16 protein-coding genes are annotated in these 22,224 nt (G+C 42.6%); 13 read left to right on the forward strand and 3 right to left on the reverse strand.

Translation table 11 applies throughout. The features are described 5' to 3' along the window. Positions 1-270: 270 nt before the first annotated feature. From HGR01_RS21695 to HGR01_RS21705, 3 genes are all read left to right on the forward strand, one after another. Positions 271-1,686, forward strand: coding sequence for an NAD(P)/FAD-dependent oxidoreductase (locus tag HGR01_RS21695; protein ID WP_045874060.1), 1,416 nt, complete (start codon positions 271-273; stop codon positions 1,684-1,686). Between the two features lie 63 nt (positions 1,687-1,749). Further along, positions 1,750-2,265 carry a DoxX family membrane protein gene (locus tag HGR01_RS21700; RefSeq protein ID WP_045874059.1) on the forward strand — a complete coding sequence of 172 codons (516 nt, stop codon included), beginning with the start codon at positions 1,750-1,752 and terminating at the stop codon, positions 2,263-2,265. A 235-nt stretch (positions 2,266-2,500) separates the two neighbouring features. Then, positions 2,501-4,057: a GMC oxidoreductase gene (locus HGR01_RS21705; RefSeq protein ID WP_045874058.1), complete on the forward strand. Its 1,557-nt coding sequence runs from the start codon at positions 2,501-2,503 to the stop codon at positions 4,055-4,057. 45 nt (positions 4,058-4,102) lie between these two features. On the opposite strand, the gene glpK is transcribed toward HGR01_RS21705, so the two are convergent. Beyond that, on the reverse strand, positions 4,103-5,587 hold the full coding sequence (glpK, locus tag HGR01_RS21710) for a glycerol kinase GlpK (RefSeq protein ID WP_045874057.1): 1,485 nt from the start codon (positions 5,585-5,587) through the stop codon (positions 4,103-4,105). Between the two features lie 1,016 nt (positions 5,588-6,603). Here glpK and HGR01_RS21715 point away from each other — a divergent pair. Continuing rightward, positions 6,604-7,371, forward strand: coding sequence for a phosphatase PAP2 family protein (locus HGR01_RS21715; protein WP_045874056.1), 768 nt, complete (start codon positions 6,604-6,606; stop codon positions 7,369-7,371). 649 nt (positions 7,372-8,020) lie between these two features. Here the strand turns inward: HGR01_RS21715 and HGR01_RS21720 are convergent. Then, entirely contained in the window at positions 8,021-9,109 is a 1,089-nt protein-coding gene (locus HGR01_RS21720; protein WP_045874055.1) for an aromatic ring-hydroxylating oxygenase subunit alpha, read from the reverse strand. An 811-nt stretch (positions 9,110-9,920) separates the two neighbouring features. Between HGR01_RS21720 and HGR01_RS21725 the strand changes: the two genes are divergently transcribed. The 5 genes from HGR01_RS21725 (at position 9,921) to hpnK (ending at position 16,926) form a co-directional block, all read left to right on the forward strand. Further along, positions 9,921-12,230 carry an HD family phosphohydrolase gene (locus tag HGR01_RS21725; RefSeq protein WP_235623129.1) on the forward strand — a complete coding sequence of 770 codons (2,310 nt, stop codon included), beginning with the start codon at positions 9,921-9,923 and terminating at the stop codon, positions 12,228-12,230. A 1,178-nt stretch (positions 12,231-13,408) separates the two neighbouring features. Then, positions 13,409-14,239 carry a squalene/phytoene synthase family protein gene (locus HGR01_RS21730; protein WP_081584148.1) on the forward strand — a complete coding sequence of 277 codons (831 nt, stop codon included), beginning with the start codon at positions 13,409-13,411 and terminating at the stop codon, positions 14,237-14,239. A 73-nt stretch (positions 14,240-14,312) separates the two neighbouring features. Beyond that, a complete protein-coding gene (locus HGR01_RS21735) occupies positions 14,313-14,450 on the forward strand; it encodes a hypothetical protein (RefSeq protein ID WP_155539615.1) in 138 nt (45 codons plus the stop codon). A 12-nt stretch (positions 14,451-14,462) separates the two neighbouring features. Continuing rightward, a complete protein-coding gene (hpnJ, locus tag HGR01_RS21740) occupies positions 14,463-15,914 on the forward strand; it encodes a hopanoid biosynthesis associated radical SAM protein HpnJ (RefSeq protein WP_045874053.1) in 1,452 nt (483 codons plus the stop codon). 154 nt (positions 15,915-16,068) lie between these two features. Beyond that, positions 16,069-16,926 (forward strand): hopanoid biosynthesis-associated protein HpnK, encoded by an 858-nt coding sequence (gene hpnK, locus HGR01_RS21745; RefSeq protein WP_045874052.1) that lies wholly within the window; start codon positions 16,069-16,071, stop codon positions 16,924-16,926. A gap of 97 nt (positions 16,927-17,023) precedes the next feature. Here the strand turns inward: hpnK and HGR01_RS21750 are convergent, their stop codons facing one another. After that, entirely contained in the window at positions 17,024-17,395 is a 372-nt protein-coding gene (locus HGR01_RS21750) for a DUF2237 family protein (RefSeq protein WP_045874051.1), read from the reverse strand. Positions 17,396-17,992: 597 nt separating this feature from the next. On the opposite strand from HGR01_RS21750, the gene HGR01_RS21755 reads away from it, so the two are divergent. The 4 genes from HGR01_RS21755 to HGR01_RS21770 all read left to right on the forward strand — a co-directional run bounded on the left by HGR01_RS21755 (position 17,993) and on the right by HGR01_RS21770 (position 22,133). Further along, positions 17,993-18,283 (forward strand): hypothetical protein, encoded by a 291-nt coding sequence (locus HGR01_RS21755; protein ID WP_045874050.1) that lies wholly within the window; start codon positions 17,993-17,995, stop codon positions 18,281-18,283. Positions 18,284-18,701: 418 nt separating this feature from the next. Further along, positions 18,702-19,139 (forward strand): DUF6918 family protein, encoded by a 438-nt coding sequence (locus HGR01_RS21760; RefSeq protein ID WP_045874049.1) that lies wholly within the window; start codon positions 18,702-18,704, stop codon positions 19,137-19,139. 285 nt (positions 19,140-19,424) lie between these two features. Next, the gene (locus tag HGR01_RS21765; protein ID WP_168161041.1) at positions 19,425-19,598 is read left to right on the forward strand and encodes a hypothetical protein; all 174 of its coding nucleotides are present in this window, start codon (positions 19,425-19,427) and stop codon (positions 19,596-19,598) included. 87 nt (positions 19,599-19,685) lie between these two features. Further along, positions 19,686-22,133 (forward strand): VIT domain-containing protein, encoded by a 2,448-nt coding sequence (locus tag HGR01_RS21770; RefSeq protein ID WP_045874048.1) that lies wholly within the window; start codon positions 19,686-19,688, stop codon positions 22,131-22,133. Positions 22,134-22,224 lie beyond the last annotated feature (91 nt).

The raw sequence follows: 22,224 nt of genomic DNA on the forward strand, positions 1-22,224 counted from the left end.
CCCATTACCCATTACTCATTACTCATTACTCATTACTCATTACTCATTACTCATTACTCATTACTCATTACTCATTACTCATTACTCATTACTCATTACTCATTACCCATTCCCCATTCCCTCCTTATCTGAAAAATTGCTGAGAAAATCGTGAAAACTAAATCGGAAATTCCATTAAATTTCTCAGCCAAGCTTTAGGTGTTCATAACTTAAGGGTTGCTACGTACCGTGATACTGAAAGCAGTTCACAAGGCAGCAACTCATAAACTTATGCAGCAAGCGTCTCAAGCTACAGTCATCTTGGGTGGTGGCTTCGCTGGATTGTTTACAGCTTTACACCTTAGCCAGCGAAAATATACACATCAGGTAATTTTAATTGAACAGCGCGATCGCTTCAGTTTTAAACCGTTGTTGTATGAACTACTCAGCGGTGAACTGCATAGCGCCCAAGTTTACCCTCGCTACAAAGAACTGCTAGCAAGTAGTAGTGTCACTTTTGTGCAAGATACGGTGAAATCAATTGATTTAGAGCAAAGCCGAGTAACTCTAACATCAAGTAGGATTTTTAACTACAGAAACTTAGTATTAGCACTTGGTAGCAAAACAACCTACTTTAATACTCCCGGTGCGGCAGAATATGCCATGCCTTTTACATCGGGAGAACAGGCGATCGCACTGAGAAAACACTTACGTCACCGTCTACATCAAGCAATTCAAACTTCAGATCCAGCACGGCGGCGGCTACTGCTGACTGTTGCTATTATCGGGGCGGGGCCTGCTGGTATTGAATTAGCTTGTACATTAGCAGATTTGTTGCCTATTTGGTACGACGAATTAGGCGGTGATGCGGCGGAAATTCGGGTGGTGTTAATTAACCGCAGTAAAGAAATTCTCAAAGGGGATGTAAATAGCCATTTGCGTTGTACAGCTCAACGTGCGCTGAAAGGGCGTATAATTCCCGTCGATTTTCTCTTTGATGCAGCTGTCAGCAAAATTCAAGCTGACAGTGTTGAGTATCAACAAAATAATAAAACGCAGATTTTGCAAGTGGGAACCATCGCTTGGACGGCGGGAACAACAGCTAATCCCTTGTTGATGAATTTACCAGTTGCAAATAATCGCGGGCGATTGCTGGTGACACCGACATTGCAACTTCCAGATTTTCCCGAAGTATTTGCCGCCGGAGACTGTGCTGCAGATAGCGATCAGCCTCAACCACCAACTGCACAAGTAGCTTATCAACAAGGAATTGCGATCGCGCAAAATATCCAGCATCAGCGCGAAGGAAAATCGCCTATTCCTGTAGAAATCAAGATGCGCGGGACTTTGATGAAACTGGGACTCAATGAAGGTGTGGCGAACTTGTTCAATAAAGTTCAAATTCCAGGACAACCCGGCCATCTAATTCGGGAAGCCACATACTTACAACTATTACCAAACGCTGCTCATAATCGCAAAATTACAACTGAGTGGCTTACCGATGAATTATTCCAGCGTCATCGTCCTGCTTCTTATATGCAACTAGGGCAAACGCCTTGGTTATCTGGGGTTGCAACCTTAGCTGCGGGAGTAATTTTCGCTACTCCCTTAGTATGGCGCGCTGCTCAACCTATGCAATTTCAGCAAAATCTGCATTGGACAGGGGTACCAACTCTACTCAATCAACTTGCACCCCCTCCTCAATAAGCTTTGCTCTCAGCCTTCTTTTCTGCGTGAAATCAACTTTATTTTATCTTCAGGAGTACATCAATGAGATACTTACTTAACCTGCGGACTGCTGTTAGCGTCAATCGCATTATCATGGGGCTTTTCTTTTTCGTTTCTGGGATTGCTAATTATCTCAACTTTAATGTTGCTAACGGTTTCTATCAAACTGTCATCACACAAAAACTACAAATAATTGGCCCAGGAATTCCTCCGGGATGGGAAGGGATAGGGCCGCTACCTTCATTAATTGCAATTCCTTATGCTTGGTTACTACCTTTAGCAGAAATTTTAGTAGGTGCATTATTTGCACTTAACTATTGGGTGCGGTGGACAGGTTTACTATTAATTCTCATGACTTTTAGTATCATTTTGGCATTTGGTATTATCCCCGCTGGTACTTTATTTCCTAATGGCGCAGAAAGTTTTAACAAAAATATTCTCTTCATGACATTGATTTGGATATGTATTGCCTACGATGCTTATGAGCAGAAAATGAGCCGCCGCCGCACTGAAGCAATGGCTAATTATGCTGTTAATAATGCGATGGATGATATGTGATGGGATGGGGAATGGGGAATGGGGAATGGGTAATTGGTAATTGGTAATTGGTTATCAGTTGAGTCTGTTCCAAGATTGCTAAAATTAAACTCTGAACAATTGGTGATTACTATTAAATAGTACATGTAGTTTGCCAAAAAAAATGTAATTTTTGCGTGACTAATCATTAATTACGAATTACGAATTACGAATTACGAATTAGTAATTTTTTCTCTCTTTTACTGGAATAAAATTCATGGCTACTGCACATTACGATGTCATCATTATTGGTACTGGTGCCGGTGGTGGTACACTTGCTTATCGTTTGGCTCCCACTGGTAAAAAAATTCTAATTCTGGAACGTGGTGCTTTTTTACCGCGTGAAAAAGCTAATTGGGACACGGTGGAAGTGGTGCAAAAAGACCGCTATCATACTAACGAAGTTTGGTATGACCAAAAAGGAAATGCGATTCATCCTGGCACAGGGTATTTTGTCGGTGGTAATACTAAAGTTTATGGTGGGGCGCTATTTCGTTGGCGTGAACAAGACTTTGAGCAAGTGATTCATAAGGGTGGAATTTCACCCGAATGGCCTTTAAAATATCGGGATTTTGCACCTTATTATATTGAAGCTGAAAAGCTTTATGAAGTACATGGTCAGCGAGGTTTAGATCCAACTGAACCAAATGCAACAGAAGATTATCCCTATCCTGCGATTCAACATGAACCACGGATTCAAGAAATACATGATTCGCTCAAAATAGAAGGCTATCATCCGTTTTATTTACCACTTGCTATTAAGCTAAATGAAGTTAATCGTCGTTTAAGTAATTGCATTCGTTGCAATACTTGTGATGGATTTCCTTGTTTAGTAGATGCGAAAGCTGATGCAGATGTTAATTGTGTGCGTCCAGCAGAAAAGTATGATAATGTCACCCTGATCACGAAAGCTAAGGTAAATCGATTACATACAAATTCTTCTGGGCGAGAAGTCAATGCTGTAGAAGCTGAAATTAACGGCGAAATTCACTTTTTCTCTAGTGATATTGTCGTTGTTGCTTGCGGTGCAATTAATTCTGCGGCTTTGTTGTTGCGTTCAGCTAACGATCAGCATCCCAATGGATTAGCGAATAGTTCCGATCAGGTGGGACGCAACTTCATGAAGCATCAAAATGGCGCGATTATTGGAGTCAGTTTAAAATCCAATCCTACGTCTTTTCAAAAAACCCTAGCAATTAATGATTTTTACTGGGGAGATGAAGATTATGATTATCCAATGGGTCATGTGCAATTACTAGGCAAAGTCAATGCTGATATGATTGCTCAAGAATCGCCATCGGTTTTAGGGCTATCATTTCGAGAACGACATACATTTGAAGCGATCGCAACTCATTCGGTAGACTGGTGGCTGACTGCTGAAGATTTACCCGATCCTAACAATCGCGTCACGCTGAGAAATGATTCTGTACAGTTAAATTACACCGAAAACAACACCGAAGCCTACAACCGACTACTCAACCGCTGGACGCAAGTACTAAAAATGATTGGTTGCGGTGAACGGATTATTCCCGCCTCCTTCTATTTCCGCAAAAAACTACCTTTGCAAGGCGTAGCGCACCAATGCGGTACTTGTCGCTTTGGTGAAGATCCCAAAACTTCCGTATTAGATATTAATTGCCGCACCCATGACATTGATAATTTATATGTAGTTGATGGTAGTTTCTTCCGTTCTAGTGCTGCTGTTAACCCGACTCTGACAATTATCGCCAATGCTTTACGCGTAGGCGATCGCTTAATCGAACGTCTGGCTTAGAGACTTGTAATTCTTAATTACGAATTACGAATTACGAATTACGAATTACCGATATCTTGTTTGCGCGATCGCCTGATGCCATGAGTCTAGTAAACTTAAGCGATGATCAGCGCTAATTTTCGGCTCAAACCATTGATCGGCTTGCCATTGCTGCAAAATTTCGGCTTCACTTTCCCAATAACCAATCGCTAAACCTGCTAAGTAAGCAGCACCCAAGGCTGTAGTTTCAGTAATTTTGGGACGCACAACGGGTACACCTAAAATATCTGCCTGAAATTGCATTAATAAATTATTGCGAGATGCACCGCCATCTACCCGCAATTCTCGCAGATGTAGCTGAGAATCTTGGCGCATCGCCTCTATCACATCAGCCGTTTGATAAGCTATGCTTTCTAAGGCTGCACGGGCAATATGGGCATTAGTTGAACCACGAGTTAAACCAGTAATCGTACCACGAGCGTAACTATCCCAATAAGGTGCGCCTAAACCGACGAATGCAGGTACAAAATAAACGCCACCAGTATCAGGAACGCTAGCTGCTAAGGCTTCAACATCTTCACTGTGCTTGATAATTTCCAATCCATCACGCAACCATTGCACAACTGCGCCAGCAATAAAGACGCTACCTTCTAAAGCGTAGTCAGTACGTCCATTGATGCGCCAGGCGATGGTTGTTAGTAACTTGTGCTTGGATAACATGGGCTGATTGCCTGTATTCAGCAGTATAAAGCAACCTGTGCCGTAAGTATTTTTCGCCATGCCAGATTGCAATGATGCTTGCCCAAATGTCGCTGCTTGTTGGTCTCCAGCAATGCCTGCAATGGGAATGCGGCTACCAAAAATCCCTTCAGATGTATATCCATATACTTCTGACGAACTCCGCACTTCTGGCAGCAGGGAACGGGGAATATTGAGAATGGACAGCAATTCCTCATCCCATTGCTGAGTATGAATATTGAATAACAACGTCCTGCAAGCATTAGTAACATCTGTGATGTGGAGTTCTCCCTGAGTGAGTTTCCACATTAACCAGCTATCGACAGTGCCAAATACTAGTTCTCCACGTTCGGCTTTTTCGCGGGCGTAAGGTACATTATCAAGTAACCATTTAACTTTAGTACCGCTAAAGTAAGCATCGATTACTAATCCTGTTTTTTGCTGGAATGTTGTTTCATATCCCGCTGCTTTCAGTTGATCGCAGTCAGCAGCAGTGCGACGATCCTGCCAAACGATCGCATTGTAAATCGGCTTACCTGTTTTACGATCCCAGACTATAGTAGTTTCTCGTTGATTGGTAATGCCAATAGCTGCAATATCACTGGCTTTAATACCAATGCGCGCTAAGGCTTCATTCGCCACACCAACTTGCGAAGACCAAATTTCATCAGCATCATGCTCTACCCAGCCAGGTTGCGGAAAGATTTGTGTAAACTCTTTCTGAGCAACCGTCAGCATATCGCCATCACGGTTAAATATAATAGAGCGCGAGCTAGTAGTACCTTGGTCAAACGCCAGAATATATTTAGTCATAGGATTAGCATGAATTGATTCATTCCCAGGTGAGTGAACTGCACAAAGCGCATCTCAAAATATAGCGCGATCGCACTCACCCTCAAGTTGTCAATTTTGAAACTTTTAAGTTATACCAATTCAAATAATGTTTGCGACACATCAATATATTCTAGATGGCACGGCACGCCGTGCCCCTACAATCTGTTGCATTCTTGGCGTTGCTGATTGATGGGATGATTTTTGTCTCACGCATTCGACGTTCGCGCAGCGTCTCGTAGAGAAGTCGTTCTCGCAGAGTAGGCGCAAAGGCAAGCCAGTGCGTTGGGCGGCTCTGCCGACTTGAAGCAACTGGCGCGCAAAGAATCGACTTTTAGCTTTTTCCAGAAGTCTGAATTCATCCCGCAAATATGCAACGCCGCATTCTTTTTTCCCATTGGTATTACTCAACAAAAAACCGAACAATAATTTTGGAGGGGGTTTGGGGGACGCAACCGTCACCCAATCGGGGGTTTGGGGGAGAATCCCCCAATTCTTCTGGCTTCTTGAATCAGTGATACAAAATCAAAAAATGTTCGCGACGCATCAATATATTCCAGAGGGCACGGCACGCCCATTGGTGTCAACTTAACGTGAAACCCGCTCTTGTGCAAGGTTTCGCCCTCACCCCCAACCCCTCTCCCGGCGGGAGAGGGGAGCAAGAGATTTAATTCCCCTTCTCCTGGGGGAGAAGGGGTTAGGGGATGAGGGCGCGAGGTATTTGTACAACGCCCGCCCTATATAGCTTTTAGCTTAAGTTGACACGTATGCGGCACGGCGTGCCCCTACAATCTGTCGCATTCTTTTTTCAAATTGGTCTTACTAGTTCGCCAAGTTTCCTTGGCGGGTAAAAGGTGAAGGGTTAAGGGTTAAAGGTTTTTATCCCTTACCCTTTTCCCTTTCCCCTTTTCCCATAACTTTTTCTGTACTAAGGTAGTAGACTGCACAATAGTCTTTAGATGAAAATACTATAAATCGACAGCCATAGTGTACTTAAGATGGAAGGGACAAATAAAGCTAATCCAGAAGGTTTTTGGCCGCTAAATTTTCTTAAAAAGCTGCTTATAGCTCATTGGCGTTCTTTATTAATCTTGTTAATAGGAGTTTATTTACCTTTTCAGCTGTTTGAACTTTTGGCAGTTAAGGTATGGCAGAATGCAGGCGGTTTTCCTTGGGATGTGCCGATATTGCTGGCAATTCATTCTCAAGCCATACCACAATTGGATGAGATCGCAGTCATCCTCACAAAGTGGGGGTCTTTTTGGACTGCATTACCCATATTTACTACAATCGCCATCGTCTTCTGGCAAAAGCGCCGATGGCGATCGCTAACTTATTTACTCACCACCGCATTCGGAAGTTTGATCATCAACCGCACTGCTAAAGAATTAATGCATCGAGTCCGTCCGCAACTATGGGTGTCTGGTGCGCCGGAATTTGATTATGCATTTCCCAGTGGTCATGCTATGACGAGTATGACTTTGGTAGTAGTTTTAGTAATTTTGAGCAAGGATAAACCCTGGCGCTGGTTAGTTATGCTTTTTGGCGGTTTATATGTCTTGGCGATCGCTTGGACAAGGCTTTATTTAGGGGTTCACTTCCCCAGCGATATTTTGGCAGGTTGGATGGTTGCGATCGCCTGGTCAATCGGAGTTAGTTTAATTATCAAACCTCACTTGATTGCAGCTAACCCCTTAAATAATGTTCAACCTGTAGAAGAAACTTCTTTATTACCAAAGGAAAAACAAATTTTAGCAGAAGATTGATCAGCTGTTACGCATTGAGGGACTTCCAAGTAAAAAATATTCCATTGCTATTGTTTACTGTTGACAGTTGGCTGTTAACTGTGAACCGTCAACAGTCAACAGTCAAGGACTTGAACGGAATAATTGATTTTTTGGAGTTTCCTCAACTTGCATAGTTACTTATCAGGATTGTCCAGAGTCAAATATCCTTGACAACCCAAACAAGATGTAGGCGCAATATTCAGTCAGCATAGCAATTATGCTTACTAGAAAATTTAGATACTGTAAATCAGTGTTAATTTATACGATTTCGAGTTTTTAGAATGGTTATACTCGTTTCTAGGTTCTACCTGGGAATTACGAAGTGGCTTTGCCACTTCTTTTTATGTAAATGGTAGCCTAAAAAATAATTAAAAACAAAAATGCAAACCATAAATGTAAATGTAATTACGTTTATTTTTGCTCTTATAGATTCTTATCCAATACTTGGCGGTTAAGGGGAAAAGGGAAAGAAAAAACCTTTAACCCTTAACCTTTAACCTTTTCCCCAAAACCAATTTTGGTTTCTAGATGTGATGTAGGGTGCATTCAGGTAAATGCGATCGCCACTCAGCAGCATCCAACACCCTACAATACGTGAGAAAGTTTATTTTGCGGTATTGGCTAATAGCTAGTCATTAAAATCATCTCGCCATTTATCGCGATTGTCTCTCATTTCTGCATCACGGAGCGATCGCGCTGGTTGCCAAGTTCCCCAACACAGTGCAGTTTGCCTTTCTAGGTGGTTGACAAATTGCATAATTGGCTGATCTATTTTGAGTGGAGTTTTTAAATCAAACTTAATTGTCTCAAAAATTTTAGAATCATCGTTAAAAAAATCCTGACCCAAAATATTAACTAGCCATAGCATAAATCGATTGTACAACTTACCAAAAATTCCCTTACGTTTCTGTATCATTAATATCGTTCGCCCTTCAGCCTTTCCCCCGTCAAGCAGGCGTAAGGTAAACATGATATATAAGTGCAAAAAATCGGGGCCAATTGTAACTATGCTAGTGCTACCGTACCAATAGCAAATACTATAGGTAATGGCATTTTTGTAAAAAGGACGAATCAGCTTAATTAGCCAGGAATCTTCGTTACCTCTTGTAGTATTGCTAAAAGTAATCGCATTTTGATTGAGTTCTTCTTTTTCAAAGACTATTTCTATTGGTAGCTTGTGAACTGTATGGAAATGTTGAGTATCAATGGCATTAATTACCACCACATTAGGGTGACATTTAGCTACAAAGTGACAAACCATTGTCACATCACATTCCTTGTGTTCTAACTCAGGAATAAAAGGTAGAGGCTGTAGCGGAATTTCTCCAGTCCAAATCCAAATTATGCCGTATTTTTCGGCAGTAGGCCAAGCATTTAACTTTATAGAAAGCGGTGCGTCTAAACAAGGTATCTCAACACAAAATCCTTCACGATCAAACTTCCAATGGTGAAAAAAACAGCGCAATTCATTACCTTCAACTTTACCCTCAGCTAAATGAGCACCTAAATGAGGACAATAGGCATCAAAGGTAATTGCTTTTTTGTCTTTTCCTCGATAAATTACTAGTTCTCTGCCTAATAAAGTGATAGCTTTTACTTCACCTACCCGCAGATGATGAGAAGGAATTGCCCAATACCACCCCTCTACAAAACGTTCTGGGTTATTGAAATTTTTAGATTTACGCTTTGAGCTAACATTCTGCGAGTTAAAGTTCATTTTTAGATTTCACTGACAGTGAAGGTCTGCATTATATAGTTCCTAATTCGGCAGCTATAAAAATGTAATCAGAGTTACTCTCAGCATTTCCTCACAAAATAAACTTTCATTTTCATCAGCCTAGTGAATTACATATATTGCATTTTAGATACCAGCATTAAATGTTGATTTTTCTGGAATCCTATTCTTCAAGTTATTTGCAAAGTAGTTGCGTAAACTGCCAAAGAAAGCTGTGTCTGTTTTTTCCTACAAATTTCAGTAAACTCAATTTCTTCCTGAAACGAAAGAGAAAAAATTAATTTTTACTTAAGCAAAGTCTTGATATTTTAAGTATTATTACTCTACGATGCTTATGTTTAATTTTGGAATCCATGTAGGAGGCGTTATTAACGCATCCTACATAGATAATCAATGCCAATTAAATTAAAAATTTCTACTGATGTTTAATTTTGGAATCCATGTAGGAGGCGTTAGCGTAACGCATCTGTGTCAATGCTGATTTAGAGAAATGTTGTAGTAAATAATCTGCTATAAATGTGATGCATTCTTTTTGCTGAATTTCCCTAAGGGATTTCTATAAATTAAATTATTCAGTTAAGTAAGCGAAAGTCATAATTGTATTTTTCCTCCTCTGCTTCCTCTGCTTCCTCTGCTCCCATGCTCAAGGGAGCAATAGTATATTTTTTCAGTGGCAGCCCCTAATGTTATACATGGAACAAATCAACCGATTTAGCTATCCTTGAGTAGGAGCGATAATGTTTGATAATCTGCAAAAAATTCTCGTCAACATCACTGAAAAGTTATCAAAATTGTGTTAAGTCCTAAATATTACAGGCAAACTACATTTCGGGGTAAGCAATCCTATCTGAAAAACCGACTGTTTACTGCTGGGATGTTAGTGTTGGTTGTAATATCTCTCTCCAGTGGATTAGGCTACCGTTTTTATAATCAACCAAAACTGGATGTGGGAAAGGTAGCGCCTCAAACTCTCACCGCGCCTAATTCAGTCCATGTTGAAGATGTAAAAACGACAGCGGAAAAACGCCGAGAAGCGCGTAGTGGTGCATTGGCGGTGTGGGATGTCGATTCACAGGTGAATGAGCAAATTAAACAACATCTTGAGCAATTATTAGCAACAGGTGACCAAAGCCGCGATCAGTTGGGAAAATTTCCTATTATTAGAACTGCAATCTTGTCCACAGCCACGCAAACTTACTTGCGACAAGCACCAGAAACCCAATGGCAAACAGTATTGCAAACCTTGGAGAAAAATAGCAATCTGACTGGCTTAAATTCTGCTCAACAGCAAGCAGTCAAGAATTTGCGAAGTTATCGACAGTCTAACTCTTCTGTGGCTTTATCTCAAGTTTTAAAAGCGATCGCTCAAGCTCGTCAGCGCTATACTACCGCCCTCAATTCTCTGAGCGAAAATACCAGCGCTCAACCTCAAACCCTTTACGATGCTACTTTTTTGAATTTGTCTGATGCAGATTGGCAACAGGCTAAAATCCAAATGCATCAAACTTTAGAGCGGATGTTAGCACAGGGTATCTATCCAGGTTTATCTGCTCATAACTTGAACTCTGCGATCGCAATGCAGGTAAGTGTCTCTGTTCCCAAGACAGCGCAACCTTTAGCAAACCGATTGCTATCAACGGTAATTATTCCCAACCTAATTAAAGATATTGAGCAAACTAAGGTAATTGCAGAAAAAGCAGCACAAGCTGTAGAACCGACAATAGTCAGCATTCAAAAAGGTGAGGCGATTGTTAAGGCGGGAGAAAAAATTACTCAGGCTGATTTTGTACTATTAGACTACTTTCGCTTGAGCCAACGCAGCATCGACTGGCTGGAGCTAACGCGTTTCACAGCAATAGTAGGATTAGCAGTAGCTGTGTTTAGGTTAGTAGAAAGACGGTTTTATGCCAAGTTAAGAAGTAGCGATTATGCCTTAATCATTCTCCTCACGCTCAGTGCGCCGTTGCTGATATTTTTGACCAAATCATTTACAGGCTTACCAGCCATCGGTTTACTGCTGGGTAGCTTTTACGGTTCGGCAATTGGCGGTACTGTGATGGGGTTGCTAGGAATATTACTTTCAATTGGCACAGAACTGAGCTGGCATGATTTAATACCTAGCGCCACCAGTGGAATTCTGGGCGGATTAATGGCGGGACAATGGCGATTTCCGGGGAGAGAAGCACCACGAATGCGAGAGGAATTAGCTACCTTGGGAATTTTAATTGGGTTGACCCAGGGAGGTGTTTACTTATTAGTGAATACTGCGATCGCTCCTCTTTGGTATGCTGTTCTGGGTACAGCCATGCTCAATGGTTTGGCTGGGTTACTTTGGAGCATCTTAGCCCTAGGAATTAGCCCTTACCTAGAAACTGTATTTGATTTAGTCACACCAATTCGTTTAGCTGAATTGTCCAATCCCAATAGGCCTTTATTAAAACGCCTCGCCCATGAAACTCCAGGGACTTTTCAGCACACATTGTTTGTAGCCACCCTAGCAGAAGCAGCAGCCAGAGCATTACATTGTCATGTTGAACTGGTACGGGCTGGAGTTCTCTATCATGACATCGGGAAAATGCACGATCCCCTAGGGTTTATTGAAAACCAAATGGCAGGCCCGAATAAACATGATGCGATTAACGATCCCTGGAAAAGCGCGGAAATAATTAAAAAGCACGTGAGTGAAGGGTTGGTTATGGCTCGTCAGTATAAGCTACCTAGTGCTATTCAGGCTTTTATTCCCGAACACCAAGGCACGATTTTGATTGCATATTTCTACAATGAAGCCCAGAAACAACAGCAACATCATCCTGAAATAGTGTTGCACGAATCAGATTTTCGCTATGACGGCCCGATTCCCCAGTCAAAAGAAACGGGAATTGCCATGCTAGCTGACGCTTGTGAAGCCGCGTTGCGATCGCTCAAAGATGCAACCCCAGAAGCAGCACTAGCAATGGTCAACAAAATCCTGAAAGCACGTTGGCAGGATCATCAGTTGGTAGATTCAGGATTAACCAGGGAAGAAATGTCTCAAATTGCTTATATTTTTGTCCAGGTTTGGCAGCAATTTCATCACAAACGCATCCCTTATTCTAAATCCTAGACATACGCTAAGGATGCTACCGGCAATAATTCCACAGGTAAACAACTTTTTGAAAAAGTCGGGTATTTAAATATCGCCAAAGTAAGTGGCATTAATCATTGAGTTTAAAAAATATATAGTATTCCCTATTCTTTAAACTTATTTTATTTGAACAATAAATTGTTGATTATTTATATTATTTACCCACCAATTTGATGTTTGCTATAGACAATCTCATCTGTATGATTATTCCTTCCTGCTTTTAGCGCTGATAATTTGATTTTACTCTCCCCTGATCACAAAAGCTCCAAGAATGCGAGAATAAAGTGTGGGGTTGAGCGCCTGCAATCAATAGTCGAGTCTGATTAACTTATACAAATTAAATCTCAATTCTATAGTATGGTTATTGGCGTACCAATACAGTTCGGTTAAGGGGTAAAGGGAAAAGGGGAAAAGGATTGAATTCACCCTTACCCTTTTCCCTTTCCCCTTTTCCCAAATCACGAGGGAGATGCAAAATACTTATCCGAACCGTATTGAGTGCCGTACTGCTTTAATAAACAAAATATCTGTATTATGATGGTTGGTTTTGATTTGATATTCAAGATGCGATCGCTTAAATTTTTTCGCTTCAATATCCGGGAACTACTTGTGCGCGATCGTCGTGATTAATATCTATACATGACCAGTACTGGCGGTGATATTTGTGTTCACCAACTATTTTTCCCTAAAATTCACCTGGCTACTCTTGCTCACAATCTAGACCTTGGTGTAGTCTGAGGTTTTTATTATCCTTGAAAAAATCTTTGCTTAGTTGTCTCTATAGATACAATAACTATGCTATTCTAGTCAATTTCATATAGACATCAGGGCTATTAACCATCTAATATTGGCTGTTCATTACTGGAAAACTGTGCTGTTAATTGCCCAATTTTCAGCATAATAGTTCATCTTTACAAGAAAAGTTGATGATAGCTATACCATCCCATATACTATGCATTTTCGTCACTAAATGCCTATATACTAGACTAGACTTTGAACAAGTTGATATTTTTGTTAATTGTGATACCAGCAACTATTAATTTTTAGAGGAAATACTAGCAAAAATACATTTTTTAAGGTTTAGTAAAAACTAGATCCAGTATCATCAAACAACCGAAAACTTCATGTGGTGTGATAATCAAGAGAGGAGTGAAAACATGGATTTACGTCAAGACGCACTGCAAATCCTGAAGGAAACTAGTCGAACTTTTTATATACCAATTAGTATTTTACCATCGGGATTACAAGAAGCAGTAGCGTCAGCATACTTGTGTATGCGAGCTATTGATGAAATTGAAGATCATCCAGAACTGGATAACCAAACTAAAGCGCAGCTATTAAGAACAATTAGCTTGACATTACAAGCAGGCGTAGATGGCTTTGCGGTTGATGCCTTCTCCTCAGGATTTAGTGGTTACGAGAATACTTTAGCAGAAGTTACCCTCGGAATTAGAGAATGGTCAATATTAGCACCTGAATCGATCGCACCTCGAATTTGGGATGCAACCGCTGCAATGGCAGACCGGATGGCGTACTGGGCCGAACAAAATTGGCAGATTAAAACAGAATCGGATTTAGATCGTTACACATTTGGGGTTGCAGGGGCGGTGGGGTTACTATTATCAGATTTATGGGCTTGGTATGACAGCACAGAAACTAACCGCACTCAAGCTATAGGTTTTGGACGTGGCTTACAAGCAGTGAATATCCTACGTAATCACGCGGAAGATTTGAAACGGGGTGTAGACTTTTATCCTGAAGGTTGGACTGCCGCAAATATGCATGAATACGCACGCCGCAATTTAGCCTTGGCTGATGCTTACACTAAACACCTGCCACCCAGCCCTGCTTTAGACTTTTGCCAAATTCCCCTCACTTTGGCACATGGAACCCTGGATGCCTTAGCTAACGGTAAAGAAAAACTCAGCCGTCACGATGTTTTGGCACTCCTGAAGAAATTTATCGATGTGAATATGAAAGCTAGCTGATGAGGGACTGGGGACTGGGGGCAGGGGGATGAGGTAGATGAGGGGGATGAGGAAGATGAGGGAGATGAGGGAGATGAAGGGACAACGAGACAGGGAGAAATTACTCATTACCCATTACTCATTACTCATTGCCCAATGCCCCATGCCCCATGCCCAATGCCCAATGCCCAATGCCCCATGCCCAATTTCCATTACCCATTACCTTAACTAAGGAGAGCTATCAATGAAGAAAACTTTGTTCCTCAGTCCTCCTTCTTTTGATGGATTTGACGGTGGTGCAGGTTCGCGATATCAAGCTAAACGCGAAATTACTTCCTTTTGGTATCCCACATGGCTAGCGCAACCGGCGGCTTTAGTGCCGGGTAGTAAGCTTGTGGATGCGCCGCCGCATGGACAGACTGTGGAAGATGTGCTGAAAATCACTAAGGATTACGAATTGGTAATCATGCACACTAGTACACCTTCATTAGCTAATGATGTGAAGTGTGCTGAGGCCATTAAAGCCCAAAATCCAGATGTGCAGATTGGTTTTGTTGGGGCCCATGTGGCAGTATTGCCAGAGCAAACACTGCAGGATCATCCAGTTATTGATTTTGTTTGTCGCAATGAATTTGACTATACCTGCAAAGAACTAGCTGAGGGTCTACCTTGGGAAGACATTAAAGGTCTTAGCTATCGCGATAAATACTCTAATATCCGCCACAATGAGGAACGTCCATTAATTCATGACTGGGATGCTATGCCCAGTGTGCTTCCTACCTATGCCCGTGACTTAGATATTACCAAATACTTCATCGGCTACTTACTGCATCCTTACATTTCCTTCTACACTGGGCGCGGTTGTCCGGCAAAATGCACCTTCTGCCTTTGGCCGCAGACAATTGGCGGTCACCTCTACCGTCATAAAAGCCCAGAAGTTGTAGGACGGGAAATGGAAGAAGCTAAAGCCATCTTTGGTGACAAGGTGCGGGAGTATATGTTTGATGATGATACCTTTACCATCGACAAACATCGTGCGATCGCAATTAGCGAACACATGAAGCGGCTCAAACTCACTTGGAGTTGTAACGCTCGTGCCAATTTAGACTACGATACCCTAAAAACTCTGCGCGACAACGGTCTGCGCTTGCTGCTTGTTGGTTTTGAATCTGGTAACCAAGATATTCTCAACCGCATTAAAAAAGGCATCAAGCTGGAAGTGGCGCGGGAATTTATGAAAAACTGCCATAAGCTAGGGATCACTGTGCATGGCACTTTCATTATTGGTCTACCAATTGAAACTCAAGAAACAGTAGAAGAGACAATTCGCTTCGCTTGCGAACTCAGTCCCCATACAATTCAAGTCTCAATTGCTGCACCATATCCCGGTACAGAACTTTACGAACAAGCCCAAGCTAACGGTTGGTTTACTAACCAATCTTTGGTAGCTAACTCCGGTATTCAAACCTCAACATTGCAATATCCCACGCTTTCCAGTGAAGAAATCGAAGACGCAGTTGAGCGTATGTATCGGAAATTCTACTTCCGTCCCAAAGCAATTATCCCCATTGTCAAGGAAATGCTTACAGACCGCCAGATGATGGTACGTCGCCTGCGCGAAGGCGGAGAGTTCTTCTCCTACCTGAGAGAACGCCGTAATCAGCAGACTGCTGCACACGCGGGGGTTGGGGAGTAGGGATTGGGGAGATGAGGGGGATGAGGGGGATGAGGGGGATGAGGGAGAAATAACAAAAACCAATTACCAAATGACAAATGACAAATGACAAATGACAAATGACAAATGACAAATGACAAATGACAAATGACAAATGACAAATGACAAATGACCAATGACAAAAGCCCGCCATGTAATTATTAATGCTGATGACTTTGGCTTTTCTGCTGGGGTCAATCAAGCAATTATTCAAGCTTATGAACAGGGTGTATTAACTAGTACCAGTTTGATGGTAACTGGAGATGCTGCCGGAGATGCGATCGCTTGGGCAAGTAATCACCCTAATTTGGCTGTTGGTCTGCATTTAGTGCTGGTGTGCGGTCGGGCTGTTCTCCCACCCTCCCAAATTCCCCATTTGGTAAACTCTCAGGGTAATTTCTCCGATAGTCCTTTTCACGCTGGGTTACGCTATCAATTTAATTCTGCTGCTCGTGAGGAATTGCGGCAAGAAATCCGCGCCCAGTTAACAAAATTCCGCGACTCTGGGCTGACTCTTTCTCATGTGGATGGGCATTTACATTTACATACTCATCCCGTAGTAATGCGGATATTAGTGGAATTAGCCCAGGAATTTAATATTCGCGTCATCCGTTTGCCATCGGAAGAACTAGCAATGACTCTCAAGCTTGACCGCACTGGACTATTTAATAAATTAGTCTGGTCAGGGGTATTTGGCAGACTCCGCAGCTATGGTGAAAGTTTACTCAAAGCACACGGTATTAAATACGCCGATCGCGTTTATGGATTGCTGCAAACTGGAAATATGAGTGAGGAATACTTGCTAGGTCTAATTCCACAAATTCAAGCAGACTTAGTAGAGATTTATTCCCATCCCGCAGTCATTCAACCAGGCGAACCACTAAACGGCCCATCAGGAGCCGGTGAAGTAGAACTTGCAGCGTTATTGAGTAAGCAGGTGCGCCAAGCACTGACAGCTAGCGGTTTTGAATTAACTAACTACTACCAAATTTAAAATCTGCTTTGTTTCAGGTGTTTGGTGTTTGTCACTATTACCAATTACCCATTACCCATTCCCCATTACCCATTACCCATTACCCATTCCCCATTCCCTATTTCCCCCCTACAGCGTGTTTTTTCATATCGTCTAAATTACAGACTTCCAAAGCTCGAGAATGGGTTGATGCAAGCACAACGGGGGGAGCAACGCCAGCTTCTAGCGCTTCTTGCCAACGAGCCGCACATAAACACCAGCGATCGCCTGGCTGCAATCCGGGAAAATTAAATTGAGGAACAGGTGTGCTGAGGTCGTTTCCTTGAGATTTAGTAAATTCTAAAAATTCTGCTGTCATTTGAGCACATACAACGTGCATCCCAAAATCTTGACCCCCTGTATTGCACACCCCATCTCGGTAATAACCAGTCATCGGAGAAGTACAACAAATCTCCAGATTGGTTCCTAGTACGTTCTTCGCTTCTGCCATAAACACCTCAGCTTTAGTCAGTTCATCCTGTTATTAAACTAATACCAATTGAAGGGGCATGGGGCATGGGGCATTGGGCATTGGTAATTATCCATTAGTGTCAACTTAAGCTAAAAGCTATAGAGGGTGGGCGTTGTACAAATACCTCGCGCCCTCATCCCCTAACCCCTTCTCCCGCAGGAGAAGGGGAATTAAATCTCTTGCTCCCCTCTCCTGGTGGGAGAGGGGTTGGGGGTGAGGGCAAAAACCTTGCACAAGAGCGGGTTTCACATTAAGTTGACACAGGTGGTAATTATCTCTCCCCTTGTCTCCTATCCTGCAGGTTCGCCTTTAGGCATTCTCGTAGAGTAGCCGCAAAGCGTCTACATCCCCCTCATCTCCAAATAGAGGTTTTAATCTACACACTAAATGCATAAGCAATCGACATTCTCTAAAGATGTAGACTCTGCCATATAAGGAATAAATTGAATACTCTAAAGGCTTATCTCTTAAGGAATAGGTGATTTTGCACTTAATAATTACGTACTTTTACTGTAGCAACACAGTGTAACACCCGTGTAATCTGGAGCGCAATGTCTTTTCATTATCTCAACCATTGTGAAATCCATCCTACAGACCTATTTAGAACAAGAAATCTGGGTATTAATCAGAGATAAATGGTATTTCGCCACAGTTATCGGAGTTTGGGATGATTTGTTGTGGTTCAAGCACAGAACTTACAACAAAGAGACAGAGGAAGATACTCTGTGGGAAATGATTGTCAAAATCAGTGAAGTAATTGCGATTGATAAAGTTCAGTCTGTTGTTAGCAGAAAACCAGACGTATTTATTTCTCGTCTACTGGAAACTGATAAAAACATAACTAATCCTCAAGAGCATGAAAGCTAGCGCTTGATATGTTAAGAGGAAAGGGGTCATGGGGAAGGCGTAAAGACGATTTCGTAATTTCTCCCTTGTCTTCTAAATATGTAGGACTTACGCAAAAGTCACGGAATTACGTCATTACGAGCGTAGCGACGTAATCCCCTAAAACTATGGGATTGCTTCCCTACACTACGTTCCGGTCGCAATGACAAATTTTGCTTGCGTAAGTCCTGATATGAATAATCCGGAATTGATCAACTTAACTTGAAGTGTTAATTGTCTTTTTCATACCTTGTGTATGGCAACGCACCCAGGAATTCGTTTAGAATTTCTGGGTGCGCTTAGTAGGATTTGAAACATCCTATCCTAGGTTGTATTTTCCTGGCTGCTCAGAAAACTAGTTGAATAAAAATTAAGTAGTGTGAAATTAAGGAGGAATTAAATGGGACTGAGCGAAGAACTCTTGAACCCAAACAAAAAAGACTTGCTTGTAGATGACTGCTGCACGATGATCGAAAAACAGATCGCTTCAAAGTCAGGTTTAGGTGGTATGGCCCTCAAAACTGCCTTTGCTGCACTTAAGGGCGTTAAACCAGGATATATCCCTTACGTTGTTGAGCAGCTGCTACCACAGTGCTTCACAGCAATCGATCCCATCTGGAGTGAAGGCGTACAGAAGGGCGATCCGGTAGATTACTTGGTTGAAAGCCGCTCTCGCGCCGCTGATGCACTGCTAAGTGTTACAGATCAGAGGGTACAAAAGAGTACTCGCTCCATTGTTCGCGGGACTTATGACAAGTTTCGCGGTTCTGCCAAGCAATATGTTGAGGACGCAGTGCCGGATTTTGCTCAGGTTATAGGTAAGCACGCTCAAAACTAAGCAAATAATTAGTAATTCGTAGTTTGTAATTCGTAATTAAATTAACTACTGGCTTACCTAAATGGGATGGGGCATTGGTGTCAACTTAATGTGAAACTCGCTCTTGTGCAAGGTTTCGCCCTCACCCCCAGCCCCTCTCCCACAGGGAGAAGGGAGCAAGAGATTTAGTTCTCCTTCTCCTGGGGGAGAAGGGGTTAGGGGATGAGGGCGCGAGGTATTTGTACAACGCCCACCCTATATAGCTTTTAGCTTAAGGGATTTACAAGAAATAAATTATTCCATCTTGTGGGGCGGGCAAGATGCCCGCCACATAATCTGGGCGGACAAGATGTCCACCCCACAATAAATACTGGGATATTTTTTTATTTGGAAGTCCCTAAGTTGACACCAATGCCCAATGCCCCATGCCCCATGCCCCATGCCCCATGCCAATGCCCTATGCCCAAAAACACCATCTGAGCATATAGTGAGCACAAAGGTGAGCACTTTTGCCCGATTAACCCACCTACGCTAGAGACAGGAAAGAAATAGCGATAGGTAATTTATATGACTCAAACTTTAGAACGCCAAGCTGGTGGCTTATATGTTCAAACTCCCGATCAACAGCAAATTGCTTTTCCTTTAAAGCACACTGAAGTACAAGCGCAAGTAGCGGGTAATATCTCGCGGGTGGAAGTTACCCAAAGCTTTGAAAATCCCTTCACAACTACATTAGAAGCTGTTTATATATTTCCGTTACCTGATGAGGCTGCTGTTGATGATATGCTGATTCGCATTGGCGATCGCACTATTCAAGGCAGTATCAAAAAGCGCCAAGAAGCACAGCAAATCTACGAGCAAGCTAAACAACAAGGACGCACGGCTGGGCTGCTGGAACAAGAACGAGATAACATTTTTACTCAATCCCTCGCTAATATCAAACCCGGTGAGCAAATTGATGTGATTATTCGCTACACCGAAAGCCTAAAATTTACGGCGGGAAATTATGAGTTTGTCTTCCCAATGGTGGTAGGGCCACGTTACATTCCTGGGACAACCATTGAAGACAATACCCAAGGTGGCGGTTCTGCTGCTGCACCGATGTTGCAAAATCAAGATACTGACTTAGTACCAGATGCTTCGCGCTTGAATGCACCGATTTTACCTGCGGGTACTCGCTCTCGCCATGATATAAATGTCACGGTAGAAATTAATGCGGGGGTGGACATTCAGGATATTTCCTCACCTTCTCACCAAATCCAAATCGCCTATGAGGGACAACGAGTACAAGTCAAACTCGCGGGTGGAGATACAATTCCTAATAAAGACTTGATTTTACGCTACCAAGTAGCAGGTAAAAGCACTCAAACAACTGTACTCTCCCAAAATGACAAACGGGGTGGACACTTTGCCGTTTATTTAATTCCGGCTGTCCAGTATCGCCCAGAACAGATGGTTCCCAAAGATGTGGTGTTTCTGATTGACACCTCTGGTTCTCAAAGTGGCGCACCATTGATGCAATGTCAGGAATTAATGCGGCGTTTTATTAATGGGCTGAATCCTGACGACACTTTCAGCATTATTGATTTTTCTGATACCACTCAGCAACTTTCACCTGTTCCCCTCCCCAATACCCCGCAAAATCGCACCTTAGCGATTAATTACATCAATCAATTAAATGCAGGTGGCGGAACAGAAATGTTACGCGGGATTCGTGCGGTGTTGAACTTCCCCGTTACAGATCCTGGACGCTTGCGGAGTATTGTACTGCTGACTGATGGCTATATCGGCAACGAAAACCAAATTTTGGCAGAAGTGCAACGCCATCTCAAACCGGGAACCCGCCTTTACAGCTTTGGCGCAGGTAGTTCGGTGAATCGTTTCCTACTCAATCGCATTGCGGAATTAGGGCGGGGTATGGCGCGCGTGATTCGCCATGATGAACCAACTGATCAAGTAGTGGAAAAATTCTTCCGCCAGATTAACAATCCTGTCCTCGCCAACATTAACTTGCAATGGGAAGGCGATGGTACATCCCCAGTTATGTATCCTTCCACACCACCGGATTTATTTGCAGAACAGCCGTTAGTGCTATTTGGCTGCAAACCAGATAGTCGTGCAGGAAAATTGCATATTACTGGCATAGCTGCAGGTGGTACGCGCTACCAACACACCTTCCAACTGGATTTTACAGCCACAGGTAATCCTGCGATCGCACAACTTTGGGGTCGTTCCCGCATCAAAGATTTAATGAATCAGATGGTGAGTGGTGAAACCAAGCTAGGTGTAGAAGCTGTGACGGATACAGCCCTTACCTATCAACTGTTATCGCAATATACAGCCTTCGTTGCCGTCAGCGATGATGTGCGTGTTAATCCCAGCGAGGCTTCTGTTTCTGTGCAAGTACCTGTAGAAATGCCTGAAGGTATTAGCTATGAGGGCATATTTGGTAGTGCTGTACCAACTGCAATGGCTGCGCCTATGGTGGAAATGGTCTATTCCTCGCCTCAGCTATCTGCACCACCACCCAGCACTATTTCTCCCCCTGCATCCAGGGCAGAAATGCCACCAATGGCAAAACCATCTTTTGATGCGATGGATTCAGCCAAAGTAGAAAGGAAAAAGGCTAAAAAGGAAAGTAATTATCCAATCCCAGGCGGCGGAAATTTTGGGACTAGAGATGCAGAATTGGAAGAATTGGCAGGGAAACTCTCAGAAATTGCGCCTGTTTATCGTCCGCAAATTGTCAGCGTATCAGGATTGGATCAACAAATGATTTCTCTGCTTACTCAACATTTACAATCAATTCAGTTCTCTACAATTTTCAGTGGCAATTTAGTCTTTGATTTGCAAATCAGCAAAGGAAGGGTGAGACAGGTAGTGCTTGATGAGCAATTGTCTTCTTTAGAAGACCATGAAGTAATTGAAAAAATTAGGCGATCGCTCTTAACTTGGCGAATACCCCGAATTCTCACAACCACAGTCATTCTCACAATTCAAATGCAACAAGTCTAAAGTAGTTTTCATAGTAAGTCTGCGGGAAACTTCATCACCTTTTGGGTAGCCAGTAGGGTGCGTTACACTTCGTGATAACGCACCGTATTCT

Source organism: Tolypothrix sp. PCC 7712 (genome assembly GCF_025860405.1).
Classification (GTDB): domain Bacteria; phylum Cyanobacteriota; class Cyanobacteriia; order Cyanobacteriales; family Nostocaceae; genus Aulosira; species Aulosira diplosiphon.

Excerpts from the sequence above, each read along its gene's own strand:
- hpnK (WP_045874052.1), top strand. The coding sequence starts at position 16,069 with ATGACAAAAGCCCGCCATGTAATTATTAATGCTGATGACTTTGGCTTT.
- HGR01_RS21750 (WP_045874051.1), bottom strand. The coding sequence starts at position 17,395 with ATGGCAGAAGCGAAGAACGTACTAGGAACCAATCTGGAGATTTGTTGT.
- HGR01_RS21695 (WP_045874060.1), top strand. The coding sequence starts at position 271 with ATGCAGCAAGCGTCTCAAGCTACAGTCATCTTGGGTGGTGGCTTCGCT.
- HGR01_RS21770 (WP_045874048.1), top strand. The coding sequence starts at position 19,686 with ATGACTCAAACTTTAGAACGCCAAGCTGGTGGCTTATATGTTCAAACT.
- HGR01_RS21720 (WP_045874055.1), bottom strand. The coding sequence starts at position 9,109 with ATGAACTTTAACTCGCAGAATGTTAGCTCAAAGCGTAAATCTAAAAAT.
- hpnJ (WP_045874053.1), top strand. The coding sequence starts at position 14,463 with ATGAAGAAAACTTTGTTCCTCAGTCCTCCTTCTTTTGATGGATTTGAC.
- HGR01_RS21735 (WP_155539615.1), top strand. The coding sequence starts at position 14,313 with ATGAAGGGACAACGAGACAGGGAGAAATTACTCATTACCCATTACTCA.
- HGR01_RS21730 (WP_081584148.1), top strand. The coding sequence starts at position 13,409 with ATGGATTTACGTCAAGACGCACTGCAAATCCTGAAGGAAACTAGTCGA.
- glpK (WP_045874057.1), bottom strand. The coding sequence starts at position 5,587 with ATGACTAAATATATTCTGGCGTTTGACCAAGGTACTACTAGCTCGCGC.
- HGR01_RS21760 (WP_045874049.1), top strand. The coding sequence starts at position 18,702 with ATGGGACTGAGCGAAGAACTCTTGAACCCAAACAAAAAAGACTTGCTT.
- HGR01_RS21705 (WP_045874058.1), top strand. The coding sequence starts at position 2,501 with ATGGCTACTGCACATTACGATGTCATCATTATTGGTACTGGTGCCGGT.
- HGR01_RS21715 (WP_045874056.1), top strand. The coding sequence starts at position 6,604 with ATGGAAGGGACAAATAAAGCTAATCCAGAAGGTTTTTGGCCGCTAAAT.
- HGR01_RS21700 (WP_045874059.1), top strand. The coding sequence starts at position 1,750 with ATGAGATACTTACTTAACCTGCGGACTGCTGTTAGCGTCAATCGCATT.